Here is a 12,830-nt window from a genome sequence, read left to right on the forward strand (position 1 = left end):
CATATATACGAGCCCAGGAGAAAATTAGACCAACCCTATAAAAAAATAAAGCCCCCAAGAGGGAGCTTTCACAAGTCAAACCAATGTAATTGTTTTTACATTTTTCACTTCATATCCGAGCCAGTTAGAAGCAATCCTGGCAAAAATCACGTTGGAACCAGTCGTATAAAATTCGTGCGCAGGTTTTCTGTTCCTGGCGGCGAGCATGCCATTATATTCAAGGATGGTACTGACCTCGCGGGCGGTTTCATCCCCAGAACTGATGACTTTTACTTCTTCACCCATTTCGGCTTTTATAAGCGGTTCAAGCAGCGGATAATGGGTGCAGCCAAGGATGAGTGTATCAAGCTTTTCGCCCCTGAGCGGTTCAAGCGACTCGGCCACAATCCTTTTAGCCAGCTCCCCTTCCACCTCGCCGCTCTCGACAAGTGGAACGAACTTCGGACAGGCCAGGCTCTTGACCGAAACCCTGCTCACAAGTGACTTCAACGCTTTTTCATAAGCCCCGCTCTTTACCGTTCCAATCGTCCCGATAACTCCAATATGATAGTTGTTCGTATTTTTAATAGCGGCCCTTGCGCCAGGGTAGATAACCCCGATAATTGGGATATCCAGTTCACGGCGGATGTCATCAAGTGCCGCGGCAGTTGCTGTATTGCAGGCAATGACAAGCATTTTAATCTTTTTCTTCAGTAAAAAACGCGTCAATTGCCATGTGAATTTTTTAACTTCACCGACCGGCCGGGGTCCATAGGGGCATCTCTTCGTATCACCAAGATAGATGATTTTTTCATTCGGAAGCTGCTTCATGACCTCCTTGGCGACGGTAAGGCCGCCAACGCCCGAATCGATGATTCCTATAGGGTGTTTCAAAAATCTCGCCTCATTTTTCACGCATTTCTTGATGCAATTTAGTCATGTTGGTATGCAAAACCCGAATTTCCTCGGATGAAAAGTTCTTTAAAGTATCGTGTAAGTATTCCCGACGCTTTTTAATAACCTCATCAATTATTCTTTCACCTTCCTCAAGAAGATGAATCCTGACAACCCGGCGATCCTTTGGATCCCTTACACGCATGACAAGGCTGCTTTTCTCCATCCGGTCCACAAGATCTGTCGTCGTGCTGCATGCAAGGTACATTTTAGAGGATAATTCGCCAATCGTCATATCCCCATCCTCAAACAGCCATTGCAGGGCAATAAATTGAGGCGGCGTGATTGTATAATCACTTAACAGCTCGCGGCCCTTCTGCTTAATAATACCCGCAATGTACCGAAGGTCTTTTTCTATGTTAGCTACGATATCCATATCAGTTTTTTCTATTTCAACCTGTTCCATATCCACCACTCCCATCCTGCTTGTCCTTATTTTCACCTTTTTTACGTAAAAGTTCAAGGGAAAAACGAAAAGCTTGGCTCACTAGCTTGCTCACATTAGCCAGGATTCATTTTCCAAACAAAAATGGGACCGGCGCCCATTACGGATGCCGGTCAATATCACAGTTCAAGCTCCCCCATGCGCAGGAGTTCGACAACTGCCTGGGAACGCCCCTTTACGCCAAGCTTCTGCATGGCATTTGAAATATGGTTCCGAACCGTTTTCTCGCTTATATATAAATCACCAGCGATTTCCTTGGTTGTTTTGTCCTGTACCAGCAGTTCGAAAACTTCTCTTTCCCGTTTAGTGAGTAGTGGTTTGTGGCTGAATCCGTTGTCCTTCAAGTATTGTAACCCTCCTTGCCTTCGCCAGTTGTGAACCGTGGGATGGGTATATAATTAGTCACGATTATCTTATGTCAGCAGTGCTGCAGAAGTGACTGTTTTTGCTTGAAGAATAAGGGTTTCAGCGGGCTTCGAGAAGTTTTTTCATGGAATCTGTCCAAGGAACTCCTTTTCCGGTTTTCTTGGAAAACTGAACCATAGTTCCCCGTCCTGTAAAACATACCTCACCGTTCTCATTTTTGCCCATATAATGCAGATCGACAGACGATGTGCCTGTCCTGTTGGCCTTTACGTGAATCTTTATTTCCTCGTCAAAAAATACCTGCTTCAGGAAGTCGCATTGCAGATCTGCGACGACCGGAATTGTTTCACTATTTGGACTTACCCAGTCTTGCATAAAGCCAATATGCTTAAAAAACTCGATCCTTGCCAGTTCAAAATATGTAAATGGAACAGTATTGTTCAAGTGGCCAAACATATCGGTTTCCGAAAACCGGACCCTCACCGGGTAATAATAGCTGAATTCCCTCGTCCACTCCTCCATGTCCGCAATGTAGCTGATTCGTCCCACATTCATCCCCCTCTCAAAAATGAATACTTATTCAGTTTCATTATAGAATACAAGAAGGAAGATTGACATATTTTTGCTATGTCGGATTTCTTTCCAAATTTATATAGGCTAAACTAAAGAGTTGTACATAGTTGATTGGAGCGGAAGGCGCGAAGACTCCTCGAAAATCGGGAATTATGCTATCGCATAATTCCTGCGATGCCAATTCACGGAAGCTTTCCTTGTGCTATCGCATTTCCTTCGTGCAAAGCCTATTCGAGGATGCTGTTTGTCCTGCGGGATGTAGCGGCAAGGTGGAGACCCCACAGGCGCTAAAGCGCCGAGGAGGCTCCACTGACGCCCCGCGGAAAGCGAAGCGCCTCGTGACAGGCAAAAACCGCCTGCCCCTGCGATGATTATTCCCAGAAGCTTTCCACTGTGGAGCGCAAATCAGCGACCATTTTCAAAAATTAAGTTCATTTTATTTAGCAAAATAAAAACGGGTCCAATGTTGGATCCCATCAGTTTACTTGTTTTGGTTTTGCATAAATAATATAACGGTCGGGCGCGTTGCCTACATAGCGAAACGGATAACATGTCGTGACAATCAGTTCTTCCTCATCATTTTGCAAAGTGATAATCGTCCGATCATCCGCATCCACAATTTTCGTGCCAGTGATTTCGTATACATAATCCCCTGCCGGCATCCTGACCTTCATGACATCTCCAACCTTCAGCTCGCCAAGGCGGCGAAACACAGTATCCCTGTGCCCTGAAAGGACAATTTGACCCTTTTCACCGGGATAATAGGAGCCTTCATAATGGCCAACCCCTTTTTTCAAATCATTGGGGTCAGTACCTTCCACGATAGCCAGTTCCGATTTGATTTTGGGAATCTCAAGGAGGCCTGTAATTTCCCCAAAGTCCGGCATGAAACGCCCTTCTTGAGTTTCCGTTCTCGCATGCGCTGTATTTGGATCGGAATTGACGAGCTTCCTTGCTTCTTCGAGGGATTGGTCGCCTTTAAGTTTCGTCTCGATTAGCTGGTACCCTCCGACAGCCAGTGCAGCAGTCCCGGCAAGTATCAGGAGAAATGAAAGTAGTTTCGTAAGCTTCAAGCGGTTCCCTCGCCTTCGCGGATTGTTACTTTTGATTATAGCAAAATGATTCTCTGGCAGCACTAACTTCAAAGTATATTAGAAACCTTTGAATGAAAAAAAGCTGTCCCAATCAACTGGGACAGCTTCTCTTCTTATACTTGGTCGCTTCCGAAGAAATTCCGGAATGACTGGAAGGTTGTATCACGGTTTAAAGCAGCGATTGAAGTTGTCAACGGGATGCCTTTCGGGCAAGACTGGACGCAGTTTTGCGAGTTTCCACAGTTTGCCAGGCCTCCCTCTCCCATAATCGCATTCAGGCGTTCCGCTTTGTTCATCTCGCCTGTTGGATGGGCGTTGAACAGGCGTACCTGGGACAATGGCGCAGGGCCGATGAAATCGGATTTGCTGTTCACATTCGGACATGCCTCAAGGCACACGCCGCACGTCATGCATTTTGAAAGCTCATATGCCCATTGCCGCTTTGTTTCAGGCATGCGCGGCCCGGGACCAAGGTCGTATGTCCCGTCAATCGGAATCCATGCTTTTACTTTCTTCAAGGAATCGAACATCCTGCTTCGGTCAACCTGCAGGTCGCGTACAATCGGGAAAGTCTTCATTGGGGCAAGCCGGATTGGCTGCTCAAGCTGGTCAACGAGCGCCGTACAGGACTGGCGCGGCTTTCCATTGATAATCATGGAGCACGCCCCGCATACTTCCTCAAGACAGTTCATTTCCCAGGTTATCGGCGTTGTTTTCTTCCCGTCAGCATTGACAGGATTCCTGCGGATTTCCATCAAGGCAGAAATGACATTCATGTTTGGTCTGTATGGCAGGACAAACGTTTCATCGTAAGGGGCGGAATCAGGTGTGTCCTGACGCGAGATGACAAACTTGACTGTCTTTGTTTCAGCCGTTTGCCCAGCTGCAGCCTGTTCAGTCATTGTTGTTTCAGCCATTGCTAATTACTCCCCCTTCTTTTTCGAATAATCACGCTTACGCGGTTTGATCAATGAAGTATCCACTTCCTCATAATGGAACGCCGGTGCGGACTTTTGTCCAGTGAATTTTGCCATGGTTGTTTTCAGGAAATTCTCATCGTCACGTTCAGGGAAATCCGGCTTGTAATGCGCTCCCCTGCTCTCGTTTCGATTCAAAGCACCTATGGTAATAACGCGTGCAAGCTGCAGCATGTGCTGAAGCTGGCGGGTGAATGCAGCTCCCTGGTTGCTCCAGAGGGCAGTGTCGTTAATATTGATGTTGTCATACCGCTCCAGCAACTCCTGAATCTTTTCATCGGTCTCGCGAAGCTTTCCATTATGGCGGACAACCGTTACGTTATCTGTCATCCAATCACCTAGCTCTTTGTGGAGGACATAGGCGTTCTCTGTTCCGTCCATAGACATGATATGGTTCCATTTCGCTTCTTCCTCACGAACATGGTTTTCAAACACGGAAGAATCGAGCGCATCGGAGCTCTTTTCAAGGCCATTGATGTAGCGGACAGCGTTCGGTCCAGCCACCATACCGCCATAAACAGCGGAAAGCAGCGAGTTGGCGCCCAGGCGGTTCGCCCCATGCTGTGAGTAGTCACATTCACCTGCGGCAAACAGGCCGGGAATGTTTGTCATCTGATCATAATCAACCCATAGGCCGCCCATTGAGTAATGGACTGCAGGGAAGATTTTCATAGGGACTTTACGAGGATCGTCGCCCATGAATTTTTCATAGATTTCAATGATTCCGCCAAGCTTAATGTCAAGCTCACGTGGATCCTTATGAGAAAGGTCAAGATAGACCATGTTTTCGCCGTTTATGCCGAGCTTTTGATTGACGCACACATCAAAGATTTCACGTGTTGCGATGTCCCTTGGCACAAGGTTTCCATAAGCAGGATATTTTTCTTCAAGGAAGTACCAAGGTTTTCCGTCCTTATAGGTCCAGATCCGGCCGCCTTCGCCACGGGCTGATTCACTCATCAGGCGCAGCTTGTCATCTCCGGGAATTGCAGTCGGGTGAATTTGAATGAATTCCCCGTTCGCATAATATGCTCCCTGCTGGTAAACAATCGATGCCGCGGAACCTGTATTAATAATTGAGTTTGTTGATTTTCCAAAAATGATCCCAGGGCCGCCTGTTGCCATAATGACCGCGTCCGCAGGGAACGCTTTAATCTCCATCGAAGTCAGGTTCTGTGCGGTTATCCCACGGCAAACCCCGTCTTCATCAAGGATAGCCCCGAGAAACTCCCAACCCTCGTATTTCGTGACAAGGCCGGCCACTTCAAAACGGCGGACCTGTTCATCCAACGCATAGAGAAGCTGCTGCCCGGTTGTCGCGCCGGCAAAAGCGGTACGATGGTGCTGTGTCCCTCCGAAGCGGCGGAAATCAAGCAAACCTTCAGGCGTCCTGTTGAACATAACGCCCATCCGGTCGAATAAGTGGATGATTCCAGGCGCTGCCTCACACATTGCTTTTACAGGAGGCTGGTTCGCAAGGAAGTCACCGCCATAAACAGTATCATCAAAGTGCTCCCAAGGTGAGTCGCCTTCACCTTTTGTATTGACGGCGCCGTTTATACCGCCTTGGGCGCAGACGGAGTGGGACCGTTTAACCGGCACAAGCGAAAACAAATCGACCTGTGAACCGGCTTCAGCCGCCTTAATGGCTGCCATCAAGCCAGCCAGCCCGCCTCCGACAATAATAATCTTACCTTTAGCCATATGACTCACTCCCTAATGAATTCCAAATCTATCAGGTCCGACCTAATTTATCCAAGTTACATAAACGCTAGCAAGGCGCGAATCCCGACAAAGGAAAGGGCAAAAAAGACGCCGATTGTAAAATAGGTTGAAATTCTCTGTGAGCGCGGGGTTACTGTGATGCCCCAGCTGACAAAGAAAGACCAAAGCCCGTTCGCAAAGTGAAAAATAGTAGAAATAACCCCTGCAAAATAAAAAACTATCATGAATGGGGAGCTTAGAATGTCTGCCATCATGTTATAATTGACAGTCGCTCCAAATGCCGCGGCAATTCTTGTTTCCCAAACATGCCAGCTGACGAAAATCAGTGTGATTATTCCGGAAATCCGCTGAAGAGTAAACATCCAATTGCGAAAATAGCTGTATCTGCCCGGATTGTTGTCTGCAGTAAAAGCGATATAAAGTCCGTAAATTGCATGGTAAAGCAAAGGCAGATAAATCACTACAGTCTCAAGAACAAGACGGAATGGAAGATTTCCCATAAATTCCGCAGTCTTATTGAATGCATCCGGCCCTCCTGTTGCAGTATAGTTCACGAGCAGGTGCTGAATGAGGAAAACCCCTACCGGGATGACCCCCAGAAGCGAATGCAGCCTGCGGTTAAAAAATTCTCTGTTACCCGCCATATTCATACCCCCTAGATAGTATGATGAAGGTTCCCCCATTACCCTATAAACCTATCATCATTGTGAAAAAGTTATGAATCTTTCATTACAATCCTGTGACATGTCCATTTTACTCCCACAGGAGAAGAGCGTCAAGGAAACGATTACATAAACAGACTATTTAAACTAAATTTTAAAAATATACTGATATAAGATTTATTTCCTCCTCAGCCCTCCTGTCCATTTTATTAAAAAGCCAATATGCAATGTTGGAATTTACAACCAATACTAAACTTCTTACAAGGAAATGCTTTAAGCCGGCACGAAATTATGGCTATAATAGAATCATAGAAAGAGGGGAGTCTTTTGAACGAAAACACCGCAACTGATTTACAAGCCAACGATACAGTCAACAAGTTCGGATATGAATTAATCAGGGAAGTCCTCTTGCCCGAACTACTTGGCAAGGACGGCCCTGAAATCCTTTATTGGGCAGGAAAACTCCTTGCCAGGAAATACCCGCTTGAAACCATTGAAGAAATCATCGCATTTTTTGCGCGGGCATCATGGGGAGAGCTTTCAGTCCGTAAACTATCAAAAAATGAAATTGAATTTGAATTGGCACCAGTTTTGCTAGCTTCCAGGGTTACGTCCAAGGCGGAGACCTATTTCCAGCTTGAAGCAGGGTTTCTGGCCCAGCAAATTGAGCAGCAAAAAGGAGTAACGGCGGAAGCATTCGAACATCCAGTCAAACGATCACAACTGGCCTCCTTTACTGTAAAATGGGACAGCAAGGATCCGGTAAACGCTTAAAGAAAAAGCCCCCCTATCAATAAAAGATGAAGGGGGGCTTTTTCTTTATGCATTTGGTTGAACTTGAGTGCCGGAAAGAGCAAAGGTATCATGCAGCGCCTCAACCGCCTCAACCATTTGAGAGTCATCAATCACAACTGACACCTTGATTTCCGAGGTGCTAACCATCTTCACCTGAATGCCACTGTCGGCGAGCACGCTGAACATCTGGGCGGCGACCCCTGGATTGGACACCATTCCAGATCCGACAATCGATACTTTCGAAAGGCCTGACTCAGTCTCGATTTTTTCATAGCCAATCCGCTTCCTGCATTCTTCTAGTACCTTTATTGTCTTTTCAAGGTCTTCTGTTTTAATCGAAAATGACAGATTCGCACTTCCATCCCCGATTACATTCTGAATAATAATATCGACGTTTATACTGTTTTTCGCCAGGGCCGCAAAAATAGATGGAAGCCCGTTTAACGATTCGGCCAGGCCAAGCACTGACACCCTTGTAATTCTATCTTCAAAAGCAACTCCCCTGACGATCAGGTTTTCTTCCATTGAACTTTCCTCCCCAATGATTGTTCCTTCGATCCTTTCTATGCTAGAACGTACAACGAGCGGAACCGAATAGTTTTTTGCAAATTCCACAGCTCTCGGGTGAAGGACGCCAGCCCCGAGGTTTGCTAACTCAAGCATTTCATCATACGAAATGGACCCTAGCTTCCTGGCATCTTTTACGATGCGGGGATCTGTTGTAAAAACACCTGTGACGTCCGTAAATATGTCACAACGGCTCGCTTTGAGTGCAGATGCAAGAGCAACCGCTGTTGTATCGGATCCTCCTCTGCCAAGAGTCGTAATTCCGCCTTGTTCTGTTATTCCCTGGAAACCCGCGACAACTGCCACCTTCCCCTCATCTAAAACACGCTTGACAGCCTCCGGGTTTATGCCGGTAATCCTCGCATTCCCATGGATCGCCTCCGTTTTAATACCCGCCTGCCAGCCTGTGAATGAAACAGCTGACTGTCCCAAGGCTTCGAGCGCCATTGCCAGAAGTGATATCGTCACTTGCTCGCCGGTTGCGAGCAGCATGTCCATTTCGCGTCCGGATGGGGCGGTATGGATTTCTTTTGCAAGGGAAACGAGGGAGTCGGTTGTTTTTCCCATTGCCGAGACAACCACCACAACACTGTTCCCCTTTTTTCGTTCTTCAAGTACCCTGCTTGCGACGTTTTTGATTCGTTCGGGATTACCAACTGATGTTCCGCCAAATTTCTGGACGATGATTGCCAATGCTTTCCCTTCTCTCTCCATCAAAATTCTTTTAGTTATCTCCACAATTAAAAAAGGGCAATGAGAGTAATCTCATTGCCCGGATACGCGAATAATCGACGCATCTATGTGAGATAGCTCTCCAGGGCAATGTACCCTGACAATCCTGCATTTATTCAATACAGAACCAGCAAGCGGATGGAATGGACCATTCACTGCTTCGGCGGTATCCCCTTTCAAAATCCATCATGGAATCCATTCTTCTCCGGATTTTTACTCATGAAGCCCGCACCTCTACCTTCACTTTAGAATTTAAAGTGATAGTATATGAAATTTTCACCATTATAACACAGAAAATTTTAAAGAGGCAATCTAATCGGCCAATTTTTTCAAAAGCTCCTCTGCGACAGGGGCTGGGATGCCGATGGCCGTAAATTCTTCCTTGCTTGCCTCTTTCATCTTTTTTACTGATCCAAAGTTCTTCAAAAGGAGTTTCTTCCGCTTTTCCCCGATACCCGGTATGGAATCCAGGATGGACTGGAACGCGCTTTTGCCACGGAGCTGCCTGTGGAACGTAATCGCAAAGCGATGGACTTCATCCTGAATCCGCTGAAGCAAGTAAAACTCCTGGCTGTTTCGGGGCAGGGGGACAATCTCAAGCGGATTTCCATATAATAGCTGCGAGGTATTATGTTTCTCGTCTTTCACAAGGCCTGCAAGAGGGATATCGAGGCCCAGCTCATTTTCGAGAACATCCCTGACTGCTTCAACATGCCCTTTTCCACCATCAATGAGAATCATATCTGGAAGCGGAAGACCCTCTTTCAAGGCTCTTATGTACCTTCTTCTCGTAACTTCCCTCATCGACTCATAATCGTCCGGGCCCTTGACCGTTTTAATTTTATATTTACGGTATTCCTTTTTATACGGTTTCCCGTCCATAAAAACGACCATGGCCGAGACAGGGTCCGTTCCCTGGATGTTCGAGTTGTCAAATGCTTCAATCCGGTTTGGCGTATGGATGCCAAGCAGCACGCCCAGGTTTTCAACAGCTTTAATTGTCCGGTTCTCATCCCGTTCAATCAGCGAAAACTTTTCATTTAAGGCGATCTTCGCATTCTTCACTGCCAGCCTGACAAGATCCTTCTTCTGACCCCGTTGAGGCTGTAAAACCTTCACATCAAGGAGCTGCTCAGCCATCTGGCAATCAACGCTGTTCTGGATTAGAACCTCTTTCGGTTTAAAGTGGTTCGTCTGTGAATAAAACTGGCCGAGAAACGTGAGCATTTCCTCATCAGGTTCACCGTAAATCGGAAACAGAGAAACGTCCCTTTCAATCAGCTTTCCCTGGCGGACAAAAAACACCTGGACGCACATCCAGCCCTTATCAACGGCATAGCCGAACACATCACGGTCAGTAAAGTCGGTCGTCGTTATTTTTTGCTTTTCCATCGTCGCTTCAATGTGGGCAATTTTGTCCCTGAATTCCTTTGCCCTTTCAAAATCAAGCTGCTCGGCTGCTTCCGTCATTTTTTCGGTCAGCTCTTTTTTAATTTCTTTATATCCGCCGTTCAAGAATCTGGTGATTTCATCCGTCATTCTCTTATACTCGGATTCCGGCACTTCCTTTACACATGGCGCCAAGCACTGCCCCAAGTGGTAATAAAGGCATACACGGTCAGGCAATGTGGCGCATTTCCTGAGCGGATAAATCCGGTCAAGCAGCTTCTTCGTTTCATTCGCTGCCTGGACATTTGGATAAGGTCCGAAGTACTTCCCTTTGTCGCGTTTGACCTTGCGAGTGATAATGAGCTTCGGATGCCTTTCTGCTGTCAGCTTGATAAACGGATACGTCTTGTCATCCTTCAGCATGATATTGTATTTCGGGTCATATTTTTTAATCAGGTTCAGTTCAAGGATGAGCGCTTCAATATTCGAAGATGTAACGATATATTCAAAGTCCTCGATTTCCCCTACAAGCCTCTGCGTTTTTGCATCATGCGATCCGGAAAAATACGATCTTACCCTATTTTTCAAAACCTTTGCCTTGCCGACATAGATAATTGTCCCTTGCCGGTCCTTCATTAAGTAACAGCCAGGATGGTCCGGCAACAGGGTAAGCTTTTGCTTGATGATGTCATTCATTGGCCGTCACCTCCCAGTACATTTTTCGTCTATATAAAATCAACTTAATTGTCGTACATTGCCGTTGATCTGCGCTTCAGGCACTTCGCTTTCCGCGGGGCGTCAGTGGAGCCTCCTCGGCGTTTTAGCGCCTGTGGGGTCTCCACCTTGCCGCTACGTCCCGCAGGAGTCTTCGTGCCTTCCGCTCCAATCAACTATGCACAATTCTTTAGTTCAGCCCATAACATTTAAAAATAGCACTAAAATACGCTATAGGATGCAAATAAAAATAATCCACCTTACCAATTTTAACACGAATGTCTTGTCTTTGCTCTAGGAAGCGTTTGTCAGTAGTCCAGTTGGACGCATGTAAAAACCCCGGCCTTGGTTGGCTGGGGTTAAGGGATTAAATATGCTTTTCAAGCAGGCTGACTAGGTTTTCTTTCGGCTGGTAGCCAACAACTTTATCAACCTGTTCGCCATTTTTGAATACGAGCAAAGTTGGGATACTCATGACGCCGTATTGAGCGGATGTTTCAGGGTTTTCGTCAACATCAAGCTTGACGATTTTCACTTTGTCACCCATTTCTGCATCTACTTCCTCAAGAACTGGTGCAATCATTTTGCATGGGCCGCACCAAGGTGCCCAGAAGTCTACAAGGACAACGCCTGAACCTATTTCACCAGCGAAATTCTGGTCTGTTGCGTGAGTAATAGCCATTAAAAAAAGCCTCCTAAAATTTCTTTCTAAATCTACGGAAAGTATACCACCATTCACATTTGCATGCGAATAATATGTTTCTATATTAAAATGCCCGATCCTACATGGGGTTATTCCACCGCAAAGCCCGTCCGGAATGGGAACGAAGGAGCGGAACTTCCCGCTCCTTCGAACAATTAGGAATGAACTTTCAGCTTTCTGAATTCCTCAGTCAATAGAGGGACTACCTCAAACAAGTCACCAACAATCCCGTAATCGGCCACTTTGAAAATATTCGCCTCCGGGTCTTTGTTGATAGCAACAATGACTTTGGAGTTTGACATACCAGCCAGATGCTGAATCGCCCCTGAAATTCCGCAGGCAATATACAGGTCAGGGGTGACGACTTTTCCTGTCTGGCCAATCTGCAATGAGTAGTCGCAATAATCGGCATCGCATGCACCACGGGATGCCCCTACCGCCCCGCCCAGCACATTTGCCAGTTCCTTCAGCGGTTCAAAACCGTCCGCACTCTTTACGCCCCGACCGCCCGCGATGACGACTTTTGCTTCAGAAAGGTCAACCCCTTCCGTTGCTTTCCGGATTACTTCCTTGACAACTGTCCGTAAATCTTTAATTTCAGCGGTTACAGCCGCAACCGTACCGCCAGCTGCATCATTTTTCTCAGGCGGCGCAATATTATTCGGACGGATTGTCACAAAAACAAGCCCATCGGTAATGATTTTCTTTTCAAAAGCCTTCCCGGAATAGATCGGTCTTGTGAAAACGAGGTTTCCTCCAGCCGCTTCAACGTCTGTAACGTCGGAAACAAGACCGCTGCCAAGCTTGGCTGCTATTTTCGGCGCCAAGTCTTTTCCAAGAGCCGTATGCCCCAAAACGAGCCCTTCCGGCTTCTCGGAATCAATAACCGCCATCAATGCCTGGGAATAGCCGTCAGGCGTATAATTTTTCAGCTTTTCGTCTTCAACAGCAATCACCCGGTCAGCACCATATTGGTATAATTCCGTTCCTAAAGCGCTTACACCATCACCGATAAGAACTCCGACTACTTCTCCGCCTTCCGCGATTGTTTTTGCCGCCGTGATTGCTTCGAAAGAAACATTTCTTAAAGCATCATCACGTATTTCGCTCAACACCAACACTTTTCTTCCCATATCGTCTACCTCCTGCGCATTA

At 46.7% G+C, this 12,830-nt stretch carries 13 protein-coding genes and 1 riboswitch; of the genes, 1 reads left to right on the forward strand and 12 read right to left on the reverse strand.

The window, feature by feature from the left end; all coding sequences use genetic code 11:
• Positions 1 to 75: 75 nt before the first annotated feature.
• The 8 genes from racE to D1B31_RS10805 form a co-directional block, all read right to left on the reverse strand.
• Complete coding sequence (gene racE / locus D1B31_RS10770; protein ID WP_118920789.1) at positions 76 to 873, reverse strand: glutamate racemase; 798 nt, start codon at positions 871 to 873, stop codon at positions 76 to 78.
• Between the two features lie 10 nt (positions 874 to 883).
• The gene (locus tag D1B31_RS10775; protein ID WP_118920790.1) at positions 884 to 1,339 is read right to left on the reverse strand and encodes a MarR family winged helix-turn-helix transcriptional regulator; all 456 of its coding nucleotides are present in this window, start codon (positions 1,337 to 1,339) and stop codon (positions 884 to 886) included.
• Between the two features lie 158 nt (positions 1,340 to 1,497).
• Complete coding sequence (locus tag D1B31_RS10780) at positions 1,498 to 1,722, reverse strand: helix-turn-helix domain-containing protein (protein WP_048825928.1); 225 nt, start codon at positions 1,720 to 1,722, stop codon at positions 1,498 to 1,500.
• 121 nt (positions 1,723 to 1,843) lie between these two features.
• Positions 1,844 to 2,293, reverse strand: a complete 450-nt coding sequence (locus D1B31_RS10785; protein WP_118920791.1) for an acyl-CoA thioesterase — start codon at positions 2,291 to 2,293, stop codon at positions 1,844 to 1,846.
• Positions 2,294 to 2,793: 500 nt separating this feature from the next.
• Complete coding sequence (locus D1B31_RS10790; protein ID WP_118920792.1) at positions 2,794 to 3,390, reverse strand: class D sortase; 597 nt, start codon at positions 3,388 to 3,390, stop codon at positions 2,794 to 2,796.
• A 134-nt stretch (positions 3,391 to 3,524) separates the two neighbouring features.
• Positions 3,525 to 4,313 (reverse strand): succinate dehydrogenase iron-sulfur subunit, encoded by a 789-nt coding sequence (gene sdhB, locus D1B31_RS10795; protein WP_118920957.1) that lies wholly within the window; start codon positions 4,311 to 4,313, stop codon positions 3,525 to 3,527.
• Between the two features lie 21 nt (positions 4,314 to 4,334).
• Positions 4,335 to 6,092: a succinate dehydrogenase flavoprotein subunit gene (gene sdhA, locus D1B31_RS10800; protein ID WP_118920793.1), complete on the reverse strand. Its 1,758-nt coding sequence runs from the start codon at positions 6,090 to 6,092 to the stop codon at positions 4,335 to 4,337.
• Positions 6,093 to 6,148: 56 nt separating this feature from the next.
• A complete protein-coding gene (locus D1B31_RS10805) occupies positions 6,149 to 6,757 on the reverse strand; it encodes a succinate dehydrogenase cytochrome b558 subunit (RefSeq protein WP_118920794.1) in 609 nt (202 codons plus the stop codon).
• Between the two features lie 345 nt (positions 6,758 to 7,102).
• Here D1B31_RS10805 and D1B31_RS10810 point away from each other — a divergent pair, with 345 nt between their 5' ends.
• Positions 7,103 to 7,549 (forward strand): YslB family protein, encoded by a 447-nt coding sequence (locus D1B31_RS10810; protein WP_118920795.1) that lies wholly within the window; start codon positions 7,103 to 7,105, stop codon positions 7,547 to 7,549.
• A 45-nt stretch (positions 7,550 to 7,594) separates the two neighbouring features.
• Here the strand turns inward: D1B31_RS10810 and D1B31_RS10815 are convergent, their stop codons facing one another.
• The 4 genes from D1B31_RS10815 to D1B31_RS10830 all read right to left on the reverse strand — a co-directional run bounded on the left by D1B31_RS10815 (position 7,595) and on the right by D1B31_RS10830 (position 12,808).
• Positions 7,595 to 8,830, reverse strand: a complete 1,236-nt coding sequence (locus D1B31_RS10815; protein ID WP_118920958.1) for an aspartate kinase — start codon at positions 8,828 to 8,830, stop codon at positions 7,595 to 7,597.
• A 106-nt stretch (positions 8,831 to 8,936) separates the two neighbouring features.
• A riboswitch (Lysine riboswitch) is annotated at positions 8,937 to 9,114 on the reverse strand.
• A 67-nt stretch (positions 9,115 to 9,181) separates the two neighbouring features.
• Positions 9,182 to 10,954: an excinuclease ABC subunit UvrC gene (gene uvrC, locus D1B31_RS10820; RefSeq protein WP_118920796.1), complete on the reverse strand. Its 1,773-nt coding sequence runs from the start codon at positions 10,952 to 10,954 to the stop codon at positions 9,182 to 9,184.
• Positions 10,955 to 11,339: 385 nt separating this feature from the next.
• Entirely contained in the window at positions 11,340 to 11,654 is a 315-nt protein-coding gene (gene trxA / locus D1B31_RS10825; RefSeq protein ID WP_118920797.1) for a thioredoxin, read from the reverse strand.
• Between the two features lie 176 nt (positions 11,655 to 11,830).
• Positions 11,831 to 12,808, reverse strand: a complete 978-nt coding sequence (locus tag D1B31_RS10830) for an electron transfer flavoprotein subunit alpha/FixB family protein (RefSeq protein ID WP_118920798.1) — start codon at positions 12,806 to 12,808, stop codon at positions 11,831 to 11,833.
• Between the last annotated feature and the right edge of the window lie 22 nt (positions 12,809 to 12,830).

It is taken from the genome of Neobacillus notoginsengisoli (assembly GCF_003515685.1).
GTDB lineage: Bacteria > Bacillota > Bacilli > Bacillales > Cytobacillaceae > Bacillus_D > Bacillus_D notoginsengisoli.

Bases quoted from the DNA above. Each gene is read 5' to 3' on its own strand.
- D1B31_RS10805 (WP_118920794.1), bottom strand. From the start codon at position 6,757: ATGGCGGGTAACAGAGAATTTTTTAACCGCAGGCTGCATTCGCTTCTG.
- D1B31_RS10830 (WP_118920798.1), bottom strand. From the start codon at position 12,808: ATGGGAAGAAAAGTGTTGGTGTTGAGCGAAATACGTGATGATGCTTTA.
- sdhB (WP_118920957.1), bottom strand. From the start codon at position 4,313: ATGACTGAACAGGCTGCAGCTGGGCAAACGGCTGAAACAAAGACAGTC.
- D1B31_RS10775 (WP_118920790.1), bottom strand. From the start codon at position 1,339: ATGGAACAGGTTGAAATAGAAAAAACTGATATGGATATCGTAGCTAAC.
- trxA (WP_118920797.1), bottom strand. From the start codon at position 11,654: ATGGCTATTACTCACGCAACAGACCAGAATTTCGCTGGTGAAATAGGT.
- uvrC (WP_118920796.1), bottom strand. From the start codon at position 10,954: ATGAATGACATCATCAAGCAAAAGCTTACCCTGTTGCCGGACCATCCT.
- sdhA (WP_118920793.1), bottom strand. From the start codon at position 6,092: ATGGCTAAAGGTAAGATTATTATTGTCGGAGGCGGGCTGGCTGGCTTG.